Origin of the sequence: Rasiella rasia, assembly GCF_011044175.1 — a bacterium.
Classification (GTDB): Bacteria; Bacteroidota; Bacteroidia; order Flavobacteriales; family Flavobacteriaceae; genus Marinirhabdus; species Marinirhabdus rasia.
On sequence record NZ_CP049057.1, the window covers coordinates 868,534 to 889,062 of the forward strand.

The 20,529-nt window shown below is 37.6% G+C and carries 16 protein-coding genes; 8 read left to right on the forward strand and 8 right to left on the reverse strand.

Translation table 11 applies throughout. From position 1 onward, the window contains the following. The first annotated feature begins 47 nt into the window (after positions 1–47). On the forward strand, positions 48–2,474 hold the full coding sequence (gene pheT, locus G5B37_RS04100) for a phenylalanine--tRNA ligase subunit beta (protein ID WP_164678798.1): 2,427 nt from the start codon (positions 48–50) through the stop codon (positions 2,472–2,474). Between the two features lie 31 nt (positions 2,475–2,505). On the opposite strand, the gene G5B37_RS04105 is transcribed toward pheT, so the two are convergent. Further along, positions 2,506–3,105, reverse strand: a complete 600-nt coding sequence (locus G5B37_RS04105; RefSeq protein ID WP_164678799.1) for a fasciclin domain-containing protein — start codon at positions 3,103–3,105, stop codon at positions 2,506–2,508. Between the two features lie 108 nt (positions 3,106–3,213). Next, entirely contained in the window at positions 3,214–3,768 is a 555-nt protein-coding gene (locus G5B37_RS04110) for a fasciclin domain-containing protein (protein WP_164678800.1), read from the reverse strand. 138 nt (positions 3,769–3,906) lie between these two features. Here G5B37_RS04110 and G5B37_RS04115 point away from each other — a divergent pair, with 138 nt between their 5' ends. Further along, positions 3,907–4,629 carry a hypothetical protein gene (locus G5B37_RS04115; RefSeq protein ID WP_164678801.1) on the forward strand — a complete coding sequence of 241 codons (723 nt, stop codon included), beginning with the start codon at positions 3,907–3,909 and terminating at the stop codon, positions 4,627–4,629. A gap of 9 nt (positions 4,630–4,638) precedes the next feature. Then, positions 4,639–4,881: a putative signal transducing protein gene (locus G5B37_RS04120; protein WP_164678802.1), complete on the forward strand. Its 243-nt coding sequence runs from the start codon at positions 4,639–4,641 to the stop codon at positions 4,879–4,881. Positions 4,882–4,912: 31 nt separating this feature from the next. Here G5B37_RS04120 and G5B37_RS04125 read toward each other — a convergent pair whose 3' ends face one another. Both G5B37_RS04125 and G5B37_RS04130 read right to left on the reverse strand, forming a co-directional pair. Then, positions 4,913–5,176, reverse strand: a complete 264-nt coding sequence (locus G5B37_RS04125) for a hypothetical protein (RefSeq protein WP_164678803.1) — start codon at positions 5,174–5,176, stop codon at positions 4,913–4,915. Between the two features lie 55 nt (positions 5,177–5,231). Further along, positions 5,232–6,857, reverse strand: coding sequence for an ABC-F family ATP-binding cassette domain-containing protein (locus G5B37_RS04130; RefSeq protein ID WP_164678804.1), 1,626 nt, complete (start codon positions 6,855–6,857; stop codon positions 5,232–5,234). A gap of 151 nt (positions 6,858–7,008) precedes the next feature. On the opposite strand from G5B37_RS04130, the gene G5B37_RS04135 reads away from it, so the two are divergent. Next, positions 7,009–8,412, forward strand: coding sequence for a TlpA family protein disulfide reductase (locus G5B37_RS04135; protein ID WP_164678805.1), 1,404 nt, complete (start codon positions 7,009–7,011; stop codon positions 8,410–8,412). Between the two features lies 1 nt (position 8,413). Here G5B37_RS04135 and G5B37_RS04140 read toward each other — a convergent pair whose 3' ends face one another. Continuing rightward, a complete protein-coding gene (locus G5B37_RS04140) occupies positions 8,414–8,917 on the reverse strand; it encodes a GNAT family N-acetyltransferase (RefSeq protein ID WP_164678806.1) in 504 nt (167 codons plus the stop codon). A gap of 16 nt (positions 8,918–8,933) precedes the next feature. Then, positions 8,934–10,208: a serine hydroxymethyltransferase gene (glyA, locus tag G5B37_RS04145; protein ID WP_164678807.1), complete on the reverse strand. Its 1,275-nt coding sequence runs from the start codon at positions 10,206–10,208 to the stop codon at positions 8,934–8,936. A 105-nt stretch (positions 10,209–10,313) separates the two neighbouring features. Between glyA and fahA the strand changes: the two genes are divergently transcribed. From fahA to G5B37_RS04160, 3 genes are all read left to right on the forward strand, one after another. Further along, entirely contained in the window at positions 10,314–11,591 is a 1,278-nt protein-coding gene (fahA, locus tag G5B37_RS04150) for a fumarylacetoacetase (RefSeq protein WP_164678808.1), read from the forward strand. 51 nt (positions 11,592–11,642) lie between these two features. Further along, entirely contained in the window at positions 11,643–12,398 is a 756-nt protein-coding gene (locus G5B37_RS04155; protein ID WP_164678809.1) for a hypothetical protein, read from the forward strand. Between the two features lie 106 nt (positions 12,399–12,504). Then, positions 12,505–13,689, forward strand: coding sequence for a hypothetical protein (locus tag G5B37_RS04160; RefSeq protein ID WP_164678810.1), 1,185 nt, complete (start codon positions 12,505–12,507; stop codon positions 13,687–13,689). A gap of 42 nt (positions 13,690–13,731) precedes the next feature. On the opposite strand, the gene ytxJ is transcribed toward G5B37_RS04160, so the two are convergent. Then, on the reverse strand, positions 13,732–14,127 hold the full coding sequence (ytxJ, locus tag G5B37_RS04165; RefSeq protein WP_164678811.1) for a bacillithiol system redox-active protein YtxJ: 396 nt from the start codon (positions 14,125–14,127) through the stop codon (positions 13,732–13,734). A 138-nt stretch (positions 14,128–14,265) separates the two neighbouring features. Then, positions 14,266–17,514, reverse strand: coding sequence for a tail fiber domain-containing protein (locus G5B37_RS04170; protein ID WP_164678812.1), 3,249 nt, complete (start codon positions 17,512–17,514; stop codon positions 14,266–14,268). A gap of 141 nt (positions 17,515–17,655) precedes the next feature. On the opposite strand from G5B37_RS04170, the gene G5B37_RS04175 reads away from it, so the two are divergent. Further along, a complete protein-coding gene (locus G5B37_RS04175) occupies positions 17,656–20,433 on the forward strand; it encodes a response regulator (protein ID WP_164678813.1) in 2,778 nt (925 codons plus the stop codon). The last annotated feature ends 96 nt before the right edge of the window (positions 20,434–20,529 follow it).

A 20,529-nucleotide genomic window follows, 5' to 3' on the forward strand; every position in this document is an offset into this window, starting at 1 on the left:
AAAATGGTATAAATGCTATCTTTGCGGCTCGTTAAGATTATTTTAGGATGAAAATATCATACAACTGGCTAAAACAATTTATAAACCTAGACTGGGATGCTGAGAAAACAGGTGAATTACTCACAGATCTCGGACTCGAAATTGAAGGTATAGAACCTTTTACTTCCATTAAAGGCGGGCTAGAAGGTATTGTAGTGGGACATGTACTAGAATGCAACCAACACAGCAATGCAGACCGATTAAAGGTTACCAAAGTAGACCTAGGTACTGGAGAACCCGTACAAATTGTATGTGGCGCCCCTAACGTTGCCGCAGGACAAAAAGTACCCGTAGCGACTGTCGGAACCACCCTGTATGATGAAGATGGCAACCCGTGGCAAATTAAAAAAGGTAAAATCCGCGGTGAAGTAAGTATGGGTATGATTTGTGCCGAAGATGAATTAGGTTTGGGTAAAGGTCATGATGGTATTATGGTGCTTGCTGAAACTTTAACTCCAGGAACACCTGTCTCACAAGTTTTCGAGATTGAGAACGATACGGTATTTGAAATTGGCCTAACGCCCAATCGTGCCGACGCTATGAGTCATTGGGGTGTTGCTAGAGATTTACGTGCTGGTTTGTTACAACAAGAAATTCAAATTGAGCTAATAACACCTTCTACCAGTACCTTTCATATTGATAGCAGAACTTTAAAAGTTGATGTTTCCGAAGTAGACTCAGAAAAAGCACCGCGCTACTGTGGAGTTACCATAAACGGTCTTAAAGTGGAGGCGGCACCAACATGGTTACAAAACAGACTTAAAGCCATTGGACTTACACCAATTAACAATATTGTTGATGCAACAAACTATGTGCTACACGAATTAGGGCAGCCCCTTCATGCGTTTGATGCGAGCAAAATAGCGGGTCAAAAAATTGAAGTTAAAACACTGCCAGCAGGAACTAAATTCACCACCCTAGATGGTATGGAACGTGAACTGCACGAAGAAGATTTAATGATTTGCGATGTAGAAAAACCTATGTGTATCGCAGGGGTTTTTGGCGGTGAAGAAAGTGGCGTTACAGAAAGCACTACAAGTATTTTCTTGGAAAGCGCGTATTTTAATCCGGTGAGCATTCGTAAAACAGCAAAACGACATGGGTTAAACACAGATGCTTCTTTCCGTTTTGAACGTGGTATAGACCCAAATAGTTGTGAATATGCGCTTCGACGTGCTGCTATACTGATTCAGGAAATTGCAGGAGGTGAAATTACAAGCGACGTCATAGATGTGTACCCAAATAAAATTGAAGACCATCAGGTGTTTTTAAATTTTGACAATGCAACGCGTCTTATCGGGCAAGAGATTCCAAAAGAAACAATTAAAAGTATCCTTTCATCTTTAGAAATTAAAATAAATAATGTCACAGAGAGCGGCTTAGGAATGACCATTCCTGCCTATAGAAATGACGTTACACGAGAGGCAGATGTGATTGAAGAAGTATTACGAGTATACGGCTATAACAATATTAACTTCACCGAAAAGTTAAACGCAAGTATCGCCAGTAACCAAAAGATTGAAGATCATTTAGTGCAAAATAAAGTTGCCACACAGCTTACTGCACAAGGGTTTCATGAGATTATGGCGAATTCGTTAACCAATCCTTCTTATATTGATTTAACTGAAAGTTTAAAATCTGAGCATACCATTGAAATGCTTAACCCACTTAGTAACGAACTCTCGGCATTGCGCCAAAGTATGTTGTTTGGTGCCTTAGAAGCTCTGGCTTACAACCAAAATAGACGTATGCCTAATGTGAAGTTGTTTGAGTTTGGTAAGACCTACCATGACTTCGGAAATGGTCGCGAAGAACACAAACATCTATCTGTGCTTATCGCAGGACAAAAAAACGAAGATAGCTGGGCTATGCCCTGTGCTCCTGCCAATTTCTTTCAGCTGAAGGGTATTGTTACAAGTATATTGCAACGATTAGGAGTTACAGATACTACAGAAAAACCAACCAAAAACGCAATATTCTCTGAAGGTATCAGCTTGGTAAAAAACAAGAAATCGTTAGTAGAATTTGGTGTGCTGAAAAAGCAAGTTTTAAAAGGCTTTGGCATAGATTCTGAAACGCTGTATGCCGATTTCAACTGGGATGCCGTCTTAGCTGAAATTACTTCGGAAACTTTCCACGTTCAACCAATTCCTAAGTTTCCAAAGGTAAAACGTGATTTTGCACTTCTGTTAGATGAATCAGTTACGTTTTCAGAATTACAAGAAGCCGCTTTTAAAACCGAAAAGCAACTCCTTAAAAATGTAAATTTATTTGATGTATATACTGGGAAAAATCTTCCCAAGGGGAAAAAATCGTATGCTTTAAGTTTTACATTACTTGATGAACGTAAAACACTAACAGATAAACAAATAGATAAAATAATGAAAAAGCTCCAAAATCGGTTTGAAACCGACTTTGGAGCTGAGCTTCGATAAGCTTACCTCACATAAACTATCTAAACAATTCTTACATTTTTTTCTTGTCAGCCCCTGGAAGTAGTACCGTGTCTACTACGTGTATCACTCCGTTAGACTGAAATACATTGGCCTGAGTTACCATTGCAGATCCACCATTCTCATCGGTAATAACTACATTTTTACCCTTTAGGCTTGCTGTTAACATCCCACCACTTACGGTAGTGAAGGTTGCCTTTCCTTTTCCCTTTTTTATTGCCGTAACAATATCTTTTGCGCTCATGTTTCCTGCAACCACATGATAGGTCAATACATTTTGGAGTGCTGGTTTGTTAGCCGGTTTTAGCAACGTACTTACTGTGCCATCTGGTAATGCAGCAAAAGCGTCGTTTGTAGGGGCAAAAACAGTAAATGGGCCTTTAGATTGCAGAGTTTCTACCAAACCTGCAGCTTTTACTGCTGCGACTAATGTGGTGTGGTCTTTAGAATTTACAGCATTCTCTACGATGTTTTTAGTAGGGTACATTGCAGCACCTCCCACCATTACTATTTTCTCTTTCTTCATCTTCATGTCTTTTTGAGCAAAAGATGTAGTGGTAGCCAGCAAGGCTGCAATAAATAATGTTGAAGTAATTATTTTAATTCGTTTCATATCAATTCTTTTATTAAGGTTATATGTCTTAATAAACGAGATATGAAATCGGAGGGTTTTTTAGAAAGTACGTTTTGGGATTTATTTAACTTTTACAAGAGTCAGTAATTACTGTTCTGTGCTTGGCAATAAAAGTCCATCTATAATATGGAAGAATCCGTTTCTATGACGAAAATCTGTAGCGATAACTTTAGCAGTGTTGCCGCTTCCGTCAAACAAAACGAGGTCGCTGCCAACACGCTTAGCCCCCAAACGCTGACCTAAAACGGTAGTAAAATAGGCAGTACCATTTCCTTTAGCAATTGCTTTCTCTAACGAATTGGCATCTACTCTACCGGGTATAAAATGATATGTAATAAACGATTTCCAAGTGTCACCAAAAAGCTTTTTTTGCTTGTCCTCCTCTAGGTTAGAAAACGATTTGTCTATCATTACAAAAGCAGTAAGCATCGCATCGTCTTCAATAACACCATCTTTAAATAAAGGGGCTGCTTTCGAAAACTCTGAAGAACTTTCTAGATTTTGAAACATTGACTTTTCCGAAGAAAATGTTAGTCCGTTCCACTCTTTTGTGGTTTTTTGTGTTTTAGTATTTGTATATTTTTGGGCAGTTGCAGTAAACGTAAATGCAAACAAGGCTACGAGAAGTATGTTCAGTTTCATAACTAATAATTTAGTCAAAGGTAGTTAAAATTGTTATCCTCAACTGTAACGCAATTTATGTAATAAAATTGAGTGTCATTGACGGGTGTTAAATTCTTGTAGACACAGGTGTCGTTTTGTATCTTTAAAATAAAAATCATGCTCCAAAAAACCAATTTAGAGCTACAATTGTTTCGTACGCGCAAGAAACGCATAAATGAAGAGGCTATTTTAGATGAAGTGGCAGCTATTTTTCAGCAAAACGAAAAGGAACGAGGTGATATCAAGGCACGCATCGAAAACGGTGAAAATAAACACCAACTATCTTCTCTAAATATTGAATTATTAGAGACTGATAAAATTTTCGGTATAGATGATATTAAACAGCTTTGTGTAACCTACCGATTGCGGTTTTTAGATTCAAAATTCTTTAAGAAAGATATTCCAGAAGAAGCTATCTCAAAGATTCGTGTATTAGAAAAGGACCACAATACAACGTTTCATTCTTATAAAATTGTGGCTCCCGCAAAGTTAATGAAACTTGAAAATGCAGACGACCCCCTATTATTCATACCACTAGGAAATGATTATTATTATCTGGTGCACAAATGGGGAAACGATTTACACCCTCTGCGCAAATGGTTAATGTGGCCGTACAAAAATTTTGAAAATCTAATATTTACTGTATTTTTAGTAAGCATCTTTCTTACATCCATCACTCCGATGCGTGCATTTACTAAAGGAGAAGTTAGCAATCAAGAATATCTATTAATGTTCCTTTTTATGTTTAAAGCAGTGGCGGGAATCGTATTGTTTTACGGTTTTGCCAAAGGAAAAAATTTCAACAATGCTATATGGGATAGCAAATTTTACAACGCCTAAAACCTTACCATGAGTGAAAATAACGAAGAAACAACTAGAATTTATACAGGGCCTATGATGATTGCCCAAGGTTTACGCGCCCGATTAAATGACCTCGGTATTGAACCCATTATAAAAGATGATCACCAAAGTGGTATTACCAGTGGATTTGCCATTGGTGTGCCTGGGCAAGTGCGTGTGTTTATACGGAAAGATGAGCTTATTAGAGCCGAAGAAACCATTAACGAGTATCTCAAAGAAATTGGAGAATGAAGTGATATTAAGCTAAAAAGTACTCGTCACTTTAGATAAAAACAACTTTATTTTTATGAAAAAAAGAATACGACCTGTACAAAATAGCATCTATAACTACTGGATTGCCATGTAAATCGGTTGCATCAATTTTGTAATAGTTTTTAGTATAGCATAAGAAGCTTAAAACCGTTTCGCCTTTTTCAAAAGAAGGATTCCATGATTTTCGCACGTTGTAATGTCTTATATAATACAGGTCTTTATCGTTTAGATATCTCTTAATATTCGCAACTGGTAATTTACTTCTAAAAAGCATTTATCTCGTTCTAATAAGAGAAGTAGATTTGCCCTCTACCAAATGACTAACACTACTACGAATACATCTTTTGGCGTAGTTCTTTAATCTTTTTATCGCTCATATATTCATCGAAGGTTGTATAGCGATCAATAACTCCTTTTGGGGTTAGTTCTATCACTCTATTTCCTACAGTCTGAGCAAATTCGTGATCATGAGTGGTAAGTAGAACCGTTCCTTTAAAATTTTTCAATGAATTATTAAAAGCTGTAATAGATTCTAAGTCTAAGTGGTTAGTGGGCTCGTCTAGCATAACCACATTGGCACGCATTAACATCATACGACTTAACATACATCGAACTTTTTCACCTCCAGAGAGTACATTACTCTGTTTTAGCGCCTCTTCGCCACTAAAAAGCATTTTTCCTAAGAACCCTCTAATATAAACTTCTTCTCGCTCTTCTTCTGTCTGAGCGTATTGACGAAGCCAGTCTACGAGCGTTTCATTTCCACTATCGTTCTTAAAAAAACTACTATTGTCAAGTGGCAAGTAACTTTGATTGGTGGTTACCCCCCAGGCGTAGTCTCCCTTCTCTGCTTTCTGATTTCCATTAACTATCTCGTAGAAAGCCGTAGTTGCACGCGAATCGCGACTAAACAACACAACTTTATCCCCTTTTGCAAGATTAATGTCGATGTTATTAAATAAAACTTCCCCATCGATAGATGCAGATAGGCCTTCCACGTTTAAAATTTGATCTCCCGCTTCACGTTCTCTCTCAAAAATAATCGCTGGATAGCGACGGCTAGAAGGTTTAATATCTGAAACATTCAGTTTGTCGATCATCTTCTTTCTACTAGTAGCCTGCTTACTTTTGGCAACATTAGCAGAAAAGCGACGAATAAATTCTTCTAGTTCCTTTTTCTTGTCTTCGGCTTTTTTGTTTTGCTGGGCGCGTTGTCTCGCAGCCAACTGGCTACTCTCATACCAGAAGGTATAATTACCGCTGTAGTTATTAATTTTTCCGAAGTCGATATCACTAATATGCGTACAAACACTATCTAAAAAGTGACGGTCGTGTGATACTACAATTACACAATTATCGTAATTGGCTAAAAAATGTTCTAGCCACGTAATTGTTTCATAATCGAGATCGTTAGTAGGCTCATCCATGATTAGCACATCTGGGCTACCAAACAGCGCCTGGGCTAAAAGCACACGTACTTTTTGTTTTCCATCTAAATCTCCCATCATCGAGTAATGTAAATCTGCAGGAATACCCAAATTAGACAGGAGAGCAGCAGCATCACTATCTGCATTCCATCCATTCATTTCTTCGAAGGTTACTTGCAATTCGCCAATTCGTTCGGCGTTTTCATCTGTGTAGTCTTCGTATAATTTATCTATTTCAGACTTAATAGCAAAGAGTTCTTTGTTACCACGTACAACGGTTTCAAGTACTGGGAAATCGTCGTAGGCATTATGGTCTTGCTCTAGTACAGACATACGTTTACCTGTCTCTAGATGCACATGACCAGAGGTTGGATCTTGCTTACCAGCAATAATTTTTAGGAAGGTAGATTTACCCGCGCCGTTAGCACCAATAATTCCGTAACAATTTCCGGTTACAAACTTTGTATTTACATCGTCAAACAATACTCGTTTTCCGAATTGTACCGATAGATTTGAAACTGATAACATCTTTGCTTGTTTTATTTTTGAATTGGGCGCAAAATTAACCAAAACCCGCTTATAAGCGAAACATTAACGTTTATATATTCCTTTTAACCTACACTTAACATCTTTGATAATGAAGTACGTATATTTTTGCTACTCAAGTTGGCAATTACATATGATTAAAAAAATACTTATTCTTTTAGTTACAATCCTCATGGTCTCTTGTAACGACTCTAAAGATGTCGGGCATGAGTTTACAACCTTTGGTGGTGAAATTGTAAACCCTAAAGGGAAGACTATAATTATCTTCAAAGATGATGCAGTAGTAGATACCCTAACGCTTTCCGAAGATAACACCTTTCAGTATACTTTTAAGAATCCGAAAGCAGGTTTGTATTCTTTTCAGCACAACGAGTTTCAGATGTTTTACCTCGAGCCAGGAGACAGCTTACGACTTCGGGTAAATACAATGGACTTTGACGAATCGCTACATTATTCTGGTCGCGGTTCTAAAGAAAATAACCTCTTAATGGAATTATTTCTTCAAAATGAAAAAGATATTAAGACCTTAGGAGCTTTTTATATGCTTGAACCTACTCAGTTTCAAGAAAAACTAGATTCACTCAATAAACGTAATAAATCAAAATACGATGCTTTTATTGCAAAACATAAACCTTCAGAAGGTTTTAAAAGTGTTGCACAAAGTAATTGCAAATACAACCATTATATTAAAAAAGAGCTTTACACCTCTGTACTCAATAAAAATGAAGAACGGGTAGCAACGGCTGTTTTCCCTAAAAACTTTTATGAATATAGAGAGAACATTGATTTTAACAATAGTTCACTACGCACCTACTATCCATATTACCGTTTCCTGAACATATACTTTGATAATATTACCTATCCTAGTTATGCTAAAGAAGGTGGCCAAAACAATAGGTCTTTTAAACATGTTTATAAAAAGGTTGCCTTAATTGACAGTCTAGTGCCAAACGATTCGCTGAAACATAAGTTAATTGTACGTAATGTTCGCAGATACTTATTGTCTGCTAAAAACGTAGAGAACGAGCGAAAAATGGTAGCTTTCTTTAAAAAACACGTTGATAACCCAAAAGCTCAAGAAGAAATTGATGCTTTGGCAGAGGCAACTATGAAATTAACTCCAGGACAAACCTTGCCTAACATACTATTATTGAATACAGGCAACGCAACCGAAGGTTTACACGCTATTCTGAAAAAGGACGCCGTATTGTATTTTTGGTCACTCGAATCTGTCAAACATTTTAAAGACATACATTCTAAAGCGGCCGAATTAGCCTCTAAATATCCCGAATATCAATTTGTTGGTATTAATACAGACACTCATTTTAAGAAGTGGCTGAAAGCTGTAAAAGCCTCGGGCTACAATCAAGCCAACGAATATCAGTTTGAAGATATTGAAACAGCCGAAAAGAAATTACTACTAAATTCTCACAACAAAGCGCTTATTATCACTAAGACTGGAGAAATATTAGAAAGCAACACCAACTTGTTTAACCCGAAAATTGAGCAACAACTGCTTGGTTTTTTAAACCAGTAAATTAGGTAGAAAAAAGCAACAACTCTTCCGGGTCATCTTGGTACTGATACACTCCTACATTTGTTAGACCTAATTTTTCTAATAATTTTATAGATGCTGTATTCTCAGGAAGCGTAAATGCTACTACCTTTTTTAGTTTTAATTCTTTAGTAGTCTTGGAAAGAATAGCAGCTGCAGATTCATATCCATATCCTTTTTTATAATACGCTGGTAAAAAGGCAAAACCTATATCTGGATGGTCTAAATTGGGGCGCTTATACATGCCGCAAGTACCTACAGGACACCCTGAAGCTTTTTCAATGACGAGGTAAGATCCATACCCGTTATTCTTGTAGCTTGGGATATATTTTTCAACAATTTGTTTTTCGGCATCGGCAACGACACGAATGTTTCGGTCACCTATATATTTTAGCCACCCTTCGCTATTAAATAGTTCATAGAAGAACGGTGCGTCTGCCACCTTAATTTTCCGAAGTAGTAAACGCTCTGTTTCTATAGGTGTCATTTCTTTAATGCTCTTACTATGCTTTAAACAAAGGTTTGCCAGCCATCATGGTATTTACTTTTTCAGCAACACCTTCTAGCAATGTATCATTTTCAAAATTAAGAATTGCCTCATCTATTAAATCTACAATAGCGGTCATATCTTCTGCAACTAATCCTCTGGTAGTAATAGCGGCTGTACCTATTCTAATTCCACTTGTAACGAAAGGTGATTTATCGTCAAATGGCACCATATTTTTATTTACCGTAATATCTGCTTTACCAAGTGCTTCTTCTGCTTGTTTTCCTGTAATATTTTTGTTTCGAAGATCGATAAGCATCATATGATTATCTGTACCTCCACTGATGATTTTATATCCCTTAGCGACTAAGGCTTCTGCCATAACTGCGGCATTTTTCTTAACCTGAATCATATAATGTAAAAACTCATCGGTTAGTGCTTCTCCAAAAGCAATCGCTTTAGCCGCGATGATATGTTCTAGTGGGCCACCCTGGTTACCAGGAAAAATCCCGCTATCTAGCAACGATGACATTTTACGCAGGTTACCATTTTTTAAGGTAATACCAAAGGGGTTGTCGAAATCTTCGCCCATCATAATCATGCCACCTCTTGGGCCGCGTAACGTTTTATGAGTGGTTGTAGTTACAACATGGCAATGCGGTATTGGATCACTAATAATTCCTTTAGCAATTAGACCTGCTGGGTGTGCAATATCTGCCATAAGTAGCGCACCTACTTTATCTGCAATTTCTCTAAAACGTTTGTAGTCTATCTCTCGAGAATATGCTGATGCACCGGCGATTATCATTTTTGGTTGTTCACGTATGGCTATTTCTTCAATAACATCGTAATCTAGCATTCCTGTTTCTTCATTCACACCATAAAAGACAGGGGTATATAATTTACCACTAAAGTTTACAGGAGAACCATGAGTTAGGTGTCCGCCATGTGCAAGGTCGAAACCAAGAAATTTGTCACCCGGTTTTAAGCATGCAGCAAAAACAGCTGTATTTGCTTGAGAACCACTATGTGGCTGGACGTTAACGTATGCCGCACCAAACAACGTTTTAGCACGATCTATTGCTAATTGCTCTACTTCATCTACAATTTCACATCCACCATAATAGCGTTTCCCTGGATATCCTTCTGCATATTTATTAGTAAGTACAGATCCTGCAGCTTCCATTACTTGGTCGCTCACAAAATTTTCAGAAGCAATTAATTCTAATCCGTTTAATTGTCGTTGTTTTTCGGCTTCAATAAGCTCAAATATCTGTTGATCGCGTTGCATAGTTTATCAAAAAGTTAATAAAAGGCAAAAATACAAAATGGTTGTGGTTAGTTGTTCAGAAATTATATATTTGATTCAACAAATTACAAACAAAAAAAACTGTATATGCCATTGACTGCCAACGACCCAAAACGAACTTCTTGGTTACATGTTCCGAAGAATAGTGACTTCCCAATCCAAAATATTCCGTTTGGTGTATTTTTAACTAGAGATGATATTATTACCATAGGAACTCGAATAGGTGAAACAGCTATTGATTTAGGAGCATTGCATCAACTAGGTTACTTTAAAGGCATTGATCTTACAGACGATATATTTTTACAAGATACTTTAAACGACTTTATTGCCGATGGAAGAAAAACCTGGCGTTTGGTTCGAAATAGAATATCAAACCTTTTCTTAGAAGGGAACGATGAGCTAAGAAAGAACAAAGAGCATTGTAAAGAAGTACTTTTTCGCTTAGATGAAATTGAAATGCAATTGCCGGTAGATGTAGGCGATTATACAGATTTCTATGCAAGTAAAGAGCACGCCACCAATGTTGGATCCCTTTTTAGAGATCCGGAGAATGCATTGCTTCCAAATTGGTTGCACATCCCTATTGGGTACCATGGTAGAAGTTCTTCAATAATTCCATCAGGCACTAATATTAGAAGACCTGTTGGGCAGACAAAACCTGGCGATGATGGGGTTCCTGGCTTTGGTCCAACCAAATTGTTAGATTTCGAATTGGAGATGGCGTTTATAACTACAGCTACTAACGACTTAGGAAAGCGTGTAAAAATTGAAGAAGCCGAAGAAAATATTTTTGGTCTGGTTTTGTTTAACGATTGGAGTGCTCGCGATATTCAAGCATGGGAATATGTACCATTGGGACCATTTCTAGGAAAGAGTTTTGCCTCAACGATTTCACCTTGGATTGTTACACTTGATGCATTGCAACCTTTTAGAACCAACGGGCCAAAACAAGAACCAACACCGCTACCCTATCTTCAGCAGGGAGCGAACATGAATTACGATATTCATTTAGAGGCAGCGATTAAGCCTAAAGGGGGAACAGAAACGACCGTGGCCAACTCTAACTTTAAGTATATGTATTGGTCTATGGCCCAACAACTCACACACCATACGGTAAACGGTTGTAACCTTCGTAGTGGCGATATGCTTGGTAGTGGAACCATCTCGGGTCCTACCAAAGATAGTTATGGTTCTATGTTAGAATTAACGTGGCGAGGGCAAAATCCGATAAAGCTAAATGACGGCACAGAACGAAAATTTATAAACGATGGCGATACTGTAATCATGCGTGCGCATTGTGAAAAGAATGGATTGCGTATAGGTTTTGGAGAATGTAAAGGAAAAATCTTACCTGCAATAGAGTAGTTTCTGGTTATTTTTAAGTATGTTATTAAAAATACAGAAACAATAAACCATATGAAGCTTTCTCTTTTGCTATGCGCATTAATAGTATTTATTTCTTGTAGTAAGACAGATGACAGTGCTGTAAATGATTGCAATGCAGATTGTACAATTGTTGCCGGAAGAATTGTAAGAGACAACGCTATTGGAATTCCAAATGTTTCGGTAGAATTTTATTTTGAAGAAAGTGCTACATATTCTTCAAACAAAAGAATCATTGCAAGAGGCAGTACCAATGAGACTGGATACTTTCGTATTAAGGGATTCATAAACAACGAAGAGCTAGGAAACACAGCAGATGGTACTTTTTGGGTAAGCATCGATGAATCGAGCGTAGGAAATGAATATATTAAGGACACGCAGACATATTCTAATGTTCCTGGATATGCAACTGGTATAAATACAGAGTATCGAAAAAATTTGCAGTCAATTTCGAGCCGAGATACACTAATTAATTACAATCTCACTATACCTCAACAAGCTCCGTTAATCCTTACATTTCAGAACTTTGACCCATCTGTCGAGATGAATAATATCCAGATCAATACGTATTTAGACATCCCAGAAAACACCTCTGATGGTTCTGTAGGTATTTTCAACTCAATCAACGCCGATTATAATCAACAGAATTTTCAAATTGAAACGGTTGGGGCTCAAAATTTTAGTAATATTCTGTATATCCGTAAAAGAAAAAATGGCGAAATTGAAACAGAAACAATTACATTTTTTGTAGATGAAAATACAACTAATGAAATTTCGATTGAATTTTAACACTAAGGAATTGAATTGTAACACACTGTTTATCTAGAACTTACAACATATATTTCTTTTGGCACGCCAATTGTAATTTACTTTATGTAACCAAAACCGATTCGTTATGAAACAGCTAACGATTATTCTAACATGCTTTTTGGCTCTAAGCGCTTGTAACAGCGTAAAGAGAAACCAAAAAATGCTTCTTAATGGAAATTACGACCAGGCGATTCGCTTAGCCGTTAAGAAAATTGCGAACGACAGAAATAGCAAGCAAGTTAATGAACACATTGTCTTGCTTGAAGAAGCCTATGCTAAGGCAGTTTCAGACGATAACCGAAGAATTACAAAACTTCAAAATGATAATTCTCCGCAAGCATTACGCGAACTTTATTATTTGTATTTCGGTTTAGAGTCAAGACAAAATACCATTCGCCCGTTATTGCCTTTGCAAAACGTAGTAACTGGCTTTGAGGCAAGTTTTCCAATGGCAAACTACACGCAGCAAATAAATAGAGCTCGAAACAATTTTGCCCAATCGTTGTATGATGAAGCTCAAGATCTTATGGCGCAAAACGCAACATTGGCTTACAGAGATGCTCATGAAGTACTGAGCGAGCTAAACGACGTACAAGCAAATTATAGGGATGTTGCTCAACTTTTAGATGATGCACATTTTTATGGCACCGACTTTGTTTTAGTAACTTTAAACAACCGCAGCAATGTTATAATTCCAAGAAGATTGGAAAATGAATTGCTAGATTTTAACACCTATAAATTAGACGATTTTTGGACAGTATATCACAGCGAACAACAACGTGATATACAATACAACTTTGGGATTGTTCTTAATTTTAGAGAGATTGCAATCTCTCCAGAGCGTGTTACCGAAAAAGAATACAGAAGAAAAGAGAAAATTAAAGACGGATTTAAATATAAGTTAGACCGTAATGGTAATAAGATAAAAGATGAAAATGGCAACTACGTTACCATAGATCTTTTTAAGGAAGTAACTGCACGAGTTACCCATACGGTACAGTCTAAATCTGTTTTGGTTGGAGGCGATGTAATTTACCGCGATTTGCAAGGGGGTAGAAATATTGACAAACACCCGCTGGCTTCAGAATTTATTTTTGAAAACGTATTTGCAAAATTCCGAGGTGATGAAAGAGCCTTAACTATAGAAGATAAGGCATTGTTAAAAAATGACTTTGTACCGTTTCCTAATAATGCACAAATGGTGTTAGATGCTGGAGACGATATAAAAGAACATTTAAGAGATATTCTTAAGAAGAATGATTTAAGATAAAGACAAATCAGTAAGGAGAGCCGGCAATTTTGTCGGCTTTCTTTATATAAAGTTCTGAAGCTCTTCTGCTCTAATGCTATGGTGAGATGCATTAGCTACAGCCACACCGTTTTTTATCACAATTAATTGCGGACTCTGGTGAAGCACTTGAAATTTGTAGCCTACTTCATCAGAAACATCTCTATGCGCTAATAAATCTAGAAAATACAATTTCATCTGGTCATCGGTAAGGCTATAGGTACTTTCAAAATTACGTAGTACCATACGCGAGATTCCACATCGTGTAGAGTGTTTAAATATGGCAACGGGCGTAGTTTTAGATGCTTCGGAAATTTCCTCTAATTGTTTCATTTCGGAAAGCACGTGCCAAGGTACTTCAACGATTTCTTCTTTGGCGATATCGCGTTGCGTTTTGTTGAATTTACTAAAGAGTCCCATACACTTTGAATTTCAGTAAAAATACGACATATAGGGTAGAAACTTTCTCAAAGAAATACTAAAGGTTAAAAAAAGGCTGCCGTCTTTATTGTAGACAAACAGCCTTCTGCTAAGGGCATAGCATAAGTCACCTCGTGGTTAGTTCATTTCTAACTTCGCGATGCGGTCTTCCAATTTTCTTAATTCTGAAATTTCCGCTTTTAACGTATCAATTTCTTTTTGTTGTTCTTGTATTGTTTTAATCGCCAAAACTCCAAAGGCTTGATAATTTAGACTTAGAAATGTACCATTTTCTGTTTCCTTTTCATTTACTAATTCTGGAAATAATTGTTGCACCTCTTGAGCGATAAAACCATGTTGAAGCCTATTTGTTTCATCTGAAATATAACTGTAATTCACAGGCTTTAGTTGTAATACCTTTTCTGAAATAGTTGTTGAAATTGGGGCAACATCTTTCTTTAACCTTCTATCTGAAAATATATTATAACTACCATCGGTATCTTGAACGTACGATTTTAGTGTTCCGTTGTAGAAAAAATTATAGTCATTTGCCAAATCTACTCTAGTAAACCAGAAGTCGGTATCTGCACTTGCCTCAATTCGTATATCGCCCTTAACGTGTAGCTCGTCGCCAGGGGTTGTGGTATTAATACCCACTACTCCATTTGCATCTATAATCATACGTTCTACCCCATTGGTGTCGAAACGTATTTTATCTTCGTCTCCTACTTCTTCAACCTGTATTTGAGTATCGCCATCTATGTCTGAAAAACTCGGTAAAGACAGCGTTGTCCAACTTACTACACCCGCTCCATCAGTTTGCATGATTTGTCCATTGGTTCCTCGAGATGCTGGTAAGGTATACGTATTTGCAGTTGTGGTTCCAACCGCTAAATTTCCTAAAAAGTAACCAGCGTAGCTTCCTGTTTTTAGCGCTTCAGAATAAAGTCCGTAATGTGTGCCTCCTGCACTTGGCGGTAGCAAGATATGACTCCCGTATTTCAAACCTGTTCCACTACCTGAAAGTATAGTTTGAGTACCATAATGCGTTCCATTACCCGAATTATTTACTCCAATATAAGTTCCTAGTTGGTTACCGCTGCCTGCATTTCCCAAATTTATATAGTTTCCGAAGTGAACACCAGACCCCATGCTACTAACATCTGTATACGCCCCGTAGTGTGACGCATTGTTGGCAGCTGCAATAGATATATTGGTTTGGGTACCATATTGTGGCCCTGTAGCGTTTCCTGAGAGTTGATTGTCTGTACCAATATGTATTGCTTCTCCTGTAGCGGTTATGATATTTTTTGTCCCCGTTTTGGTATTAAAATTACTCCCAGTTATTTCGTTTTGAGTACCAATTAACGGCCCATTACCAACAGCTAGAATCTCGACCTTATTACCAAATCTGTTACCATCTCCATTACCAGCAATGTACACATCATTTCCAATTTTATCTCCGCTTCCATTTCCTGTAAGGTCTGTATCTAGGCCAACATGAAGGCCGGTTCCATGGCCAATAATAGAAGTTACCACTCCTTTATGAATACCATTTCCTTGATTGATAATTTCATTATGAATAACGGTTTGATTCCCATTCTGACCGCTTGAACCACCCAAGGTGATTTTTGAACCAAAATGAGTGCCTCCACCTCCTTGTAACAATAACCGTAAACCTACATGATCATAATTATTATCTGTATTAATAGTAGCTGAATAAGCTATCTGTTCTCCGAGGCCCGTTCCTTCTAAGGTAGCCCAGTACCCATATTGTGGCGAATTTGTTCCAGCGGTAGACATGCTCGCATGAAAACCAACATTATAATCGGTACCAGTAGCAGATACTTGTGCTAATACACCAATAGCAGAGAAAGTACTTGGGTAATTTCCAAATTTACGTACATGAATCGCTCGCAATTCTGAATCGTCAAAAACTTCTAATTTACCACCTGTACTTAGATTGCCTCCAATAACTACTTCGCCGTTCGTATAAATATTGTCGGTAATGGCATCTGCTGGAAGCCCAGTACCTTGTTCTAACCAATCTGCATCTGCCCCACCACCTGGTGCTGCCCAGCTTACGTTTCCTGCTCCGTCTGTTTGCATTACTTGACCCGCTGTTCCTCTTGAGGGAGGTAATGTGTATAAGTTGCCTGCAGTTGTCCCGATAGCTACGTCTCCTAAAAAGTATCCTGCATAAGCACCTGTTTTTAATGCGCTCGACCAGACTCCGTAATGCTGTCCACCTGCGGTAGGAAGTAGTAAACTCTGTATTCCATATTTGTCGCCAGAACCGGCCCCATTTAAAAAATTATAGGATCCTATGTGATTACCAGAACCTGAGCTTGCTACCCAGTTGTTGGTTCCTATATGGTTTCCCGAACCAGATGAGTCTACAAAATTGTTAGCACCTGTTTTTCCGCCGTCGCCAGCCCCAAGCAATTGGTTATCAACACCCATATGAAAGCCATTGCCAGAATTATTAATGAATGTTTTCTGACCAATATGATTACCGTCGCCAGAATTTGTAATTCTATTCTCAATCGCAAATTGACTTCCTGTACCTGTTCCGTATAATGAATTTGTAACGCCTACATGCGCACCAGAGCCAGAACCACCCATAGTATTTATAAGGCCTGTATGAAATGCATCTCCAGAGTTTGTGATATCGGTTATAATTCCTGTTTGGTCGCCTTGACCCGCTCCATCTAAAAATGAACTAAAACTCGTTTGATTTCCCGTGCCGGCTCCATTCATAAAATTAATTACACCCAATTTGAACCCAGAACCTGCTCCATCTATAAAGTTAAATTCTCCAACACTCGTTCCAACGCCCGTAACGGTTATTTCGTTTTGATTGGCTACGGTTACAGAAGAGGGATCTGTACTATCATTCTGTAAAATGGTTTGCAAACCATACATTGCCACATCTTGCGTAGAACTATTGGTAAAAAGTCCGCCAACACTTTTGTCGCTTCTCACCGTTAATCTAGCCGAAGTGTCATTTAATCCTCCGACAGACACATCTTTAGTTGCACCAGCAACCGGGCTAAGATCGGGACCATTATCTACCCATTCTGAAGCACCTCCGCTTCCTACAAACGGTATCCAAGAGGTTGTTCCCTGATCCCAATAATAAAAGCCTTTGGTTGGTGTGCCGTTTCCGGTCACAAAAACTAACATTCCGTCTTGTGCGCTCGTTGGTACAGTAACGGGAAATTCGTCAATTTTTGGTATTAGGAGTCCGTCGGTATTAGACGGAGTTGCCGAATTGCTTGCGCTTATATCAAGTTGTGCATTTGGTGTAGTTGTACCAATACCAACTTGCGAAAACGCTTTTCCGAAGAAAATTAGAACAAAAAATAATGTGAGTGAAGTTTTCATGTTGTGCCCTTTAAAATTTATATAAGCAAACATAAAGTGCTGATTTTCAAAGGGCATTCTCTAATTAGACAGATACCGTCTTGTTCTTGCCATGGCGAATTTGAGACATATTTTTATCTATATTTGAGGAAACTACCAACCATGAAAAAATTGATTTTTGGCTTTTTAGCTTGTCTTTCGGTACATATTGCTGGAGCACAAAAATTAATTCCTGATAGTCTGAAAAATGCTTCGGTACAACAAAAGATACTATTTCTTAACAGTGCAGCAGTTCAAAACCAATTAGACTCTTCATTAATTTACACCAAAAAGGCCATCGAAATCATGTACGACTGCACGTGTGATTCTTTGCAATTGGCTACGTTATATAACAACGCGTATTACTTAAATCATATAGGGGATTATGACAAGGCAAAGATTCAATTACTGCAATTAGACAGTCTAAATGAAGTATATAACATGCCTATCTACTTTTATAAGAGTATCGTTCTTAAAGGCAGCATAGCTTCTTACTTAGACAAAAATAGTGAGGCACTTACCTACAATGTACAGGCAATGGAGCTTTCAGAAAAAATGAAAGATACGACTCTAATGGCCGAATCTTATTATAATCTTGGGTATCTCTATACTTGGAATGAAAATAGGCGCGATGCAAAAAAATACCTTGAAAAATCCTTAAAGATGTACCAACAAATTGGTGCCGATTACACAAAAACCTTTGCTGTCTATACTGCGCTAAGAGAAGTTTCTGAAAATTACGATGAGTTTCAGAATTATACGGAAATACTATTGAATCAAATAAAGGAAGACGACATAGGAAGTCTTGCGTATATATATGTTACTGGCTCAACAATTATTATGGATAATAATTACGATATGCAACGTGCAAAGAACGATGCGTTAAAAGGGTTAGAATTTTCTCGAAGTATTCAATATATTCCTCTTATAAAAGTGGCTTTATACAATCTTGGTTTTATAGAAAATGAGTTAGGAAATTACAAAGAGGCTGTTTCATATTTCGAACAATCCTTATCGGCTACTGAAACCAACATTCGTGATAAAATTTTATTGATGAATGGGCTTTCTAAAGCACACTCTAAGTTAGGTGCATACGAAAAGGCAATTGACTATAAAGATGATGTTATTCGGCTAAAAGACTCGCTATACAACTCAAAAGCAACTGAAGAATACGCAGCGTTTAACGCAAAATTTAACGCCGAACAAAAAGACAAAGAAATTGCTGAGCAGCAATTAGAAATTGCCAAACAAAAGAACAACCGAAACAATTGGATATTTGGCAGTGTGGCAACCCTACTTCTAGCATTAGGGCTTTTTCAGTACATCAGCTTCAGACAGAAGAAACGGAAAATAGCGATTGAAGCAGAACTTCAAAAGGAGCAAGAAGTTAATGAACTTCGGTTTAAATTTCTTGGTAACATTGCCCATGAAATACGTACTCCCTTAACCTTAATTTCTGGGAACCTTAATCTGGCTTTAGAAAATTTCAGCAATAAAGAAAAAGCAGAACGCAATATTAAAATAGCGCTAGAAAACAGCAAAAAAGTGACAGAAGATGCTAACGAGATTTTAGCCTTACTGAAATTTGAAAAGAAAAAAACAACCATTAATAAAGAAACAACAAATCTAGATGATACGTTACGCAGAATGGTACTTTCGTTTAAATCGTTAGCAGACATGAAGCAGTTAACACTAGATTATCAGTCTTCAATTTCTGCGACATACACCACCGCATTAGATCTTGAAAAAACCGAGCGAATCGTTAATAACTTATTGTCTAATGCCATTAAGTATTCTCCATCTAACAGTGCTATAACTGTAAATACTAAAGTAGTACAAGAATTGCTTTATTTTGAAGTTAACGATCAAGGAGAAGGCATTCATTATGACGAAACCGAAAAAATATTCGAACGATTTTACCAAGCCTCTACCAGCAAGGCCATTGGAGGTATTGGAATTGGCTTATCACTCTCGCGCGAATTTGCGCTCCTATTAGGAGGCGACTTAGGTGTAACGAGCCAGTTAAATACTGGAAGTACCTTTACCCTAACGCTACCCGTACCTAAAGTTGGTGGTGACGTTGTTGCCGAAGAAGAACTACCAACTAGAACAGAAGCACTAGTTGAACCATTGGTTGACACTACGAAGGGGTATGATAAAAAACCGAAAATTTTAATTGCCGAAGACAATCCGCAAATGGCTTCTTATTTAGAAGAAATACTTTCACCGCAATACCATTGCACTTTGGCATTTGATGGCGCAGAAGCATTGCAAAAGGTAAAAGGTGAAACATTCGATTTGATCACCTCAGACATCATGATGCCACAGATGGATGGTTTCGAGTTACGAGCTAGTCTTAATGAAATTTCAGCGGCTAAAAACATTCCTTTTATACTAATTTCAGCGAAAACGCTTGAAGAAGATAAAGTAAGAGGATTTGCGCTGGGTATAGACGATTATATTGTAAAACCCTTCAGTAAAAACGAGCTGCTAGCCCGTGTTGAGAACTTACTTACACACCAAGAGTCAAGAAAAAAGTATCAACTGCAAAACAAAGATTTGTTGAATGACACCCAAAGTTCTGATGAAAAATTACTGAAAGAGATGGAGGGAGTGGTACTTGAAAACATAAGTGACGAACATTTTAAGGTTGCCCAATTAGCTGAACGTGTACACTACAGTCAGCGGCAATTAACACGAATTGTAAAGCAGTACACAGGAATGACACCTGTTCAATTTATTCTTGAAGTTAGACTTCAAAAAGCATATCAACTTCTACAACACCGTACCTTCTTTACCTTGTCTGAAGTACGGTATGACGTCGGAATTTCTTCTTCGCCTTACTTCAACAAAACTTTTAAAGCACGTTTTGGTATAAATCCGTCAGAATTACTATCATAATTATAGTACAAACTCTTCCTGTATCAGCCAAATTGTCTGTTTAACACACTCTTTTTACAGACAAACTGTCGTAAACTTACTATGGTTCAGTATTTG

Coding starts and splice junctions, on each gene's coding strand:
- G5B37_RS04125 (WP_164678803.1), bottom strand. CDS start 5,176: ATGCTTTTTAGAAGTAAATTACCAGTTGCGAATATTAAGAGATATCTA.
- G5B37_RS04130 (WP_164678804.1), bottom strand. CDS start 6,857: ATGTTATCAGTTTCAAATCTATCGGTACAATTCGGAAAACGAGTATTG.
- G5B37_RS04155 (WP_164678809.1), top strand. CDS start 11,643: ATGAAGCTTTCTCTTTTGCTATGCGCATTAATAGTATTTATTTCTTGT.
- G5B37_RS04120 (WP_164678802.1), top strand. CDS start 4,639: ATGAGTGAAAATAACGAAGAAACAACTAGAATTTATACAGGGCCTATG.
- G5B37_RS04110 (WP_164678800.1), bottom strand. CDS start 3,768: ATGAAACTGAACATACTTCTCGTAGCCTTGTTTGCATTTACGTTTACT.
- pheT (WP_164678798.1), top strand. CDS start 48: ATGAAAATATCATACAACTGGCTAAAACAATTTATAAACCTAGACTGG.
- G5B37_RS04135 (WP_164678805.1), top strand. CDS start 7,009: ATGATTAAAAAAATACTTATTCTTTTAGTTACAATCCTCATGGTCTCT.
- G5B37_RS04140 (WP_164678806.1), bottom strand. CDS start 8,917: ATGACACCTATAGAAACAGAGCGTTTACTACTTCGGAAAATTAAGGTG.
- G5B37_RS04170 (WP_164678812.1), bottom strand. CDS start 17,514: ATGAAAACTTCACTCACATTATTTTTTGTTCTAATTTTCTTCGGAAAA.
- G5B37_RS04160 (WP_164678810.1), top strand. CDS start 12,505: ATGAAACAGCTAACGATTATTCTAACATGCTTTTTGGCTCTAAGCGCT.
- fahA (WP_164678808.1), top strand. CDS start 10,314: ATGCCATTGACTGCCAACGACCCAAAACGAACTTCTTGGTTACATGTT.
- glyA (WP_164678807.1), bottom strand. CDS start 10,208: ATGCAACGCGATCAACAGATATTTGAGCTTATTGAAGCCGAAAAACAA.
- G5B37_RS04175 (WP_164678813.1), top strand. CDS start 17,656: ATGAAAAAATTGATTTTTGGCTTTTTAGCTTGTCTTTCGGTACATATT.
- ytxJ (WP_164678811.1), bottom strand. CDS start 14,127: ATGGGACTCTTTAGTAAATTCAACAAAACGCAACGCGATATCGCCAAA.
- G5B37_RS04115 (WP_164678801.1), top strand. CDS start 3,907: ATGCTCCAAAAAACCAATTTAGAGCTACAATTGTTTCGTACGCGCAAG.
- G5B37_RS04105 (WP_164678799.1), bottom strand. CDS start 3,105: ATGAAACGAATTAAAATAATTACTTCAACATTATTTATTGCAGCCTTG.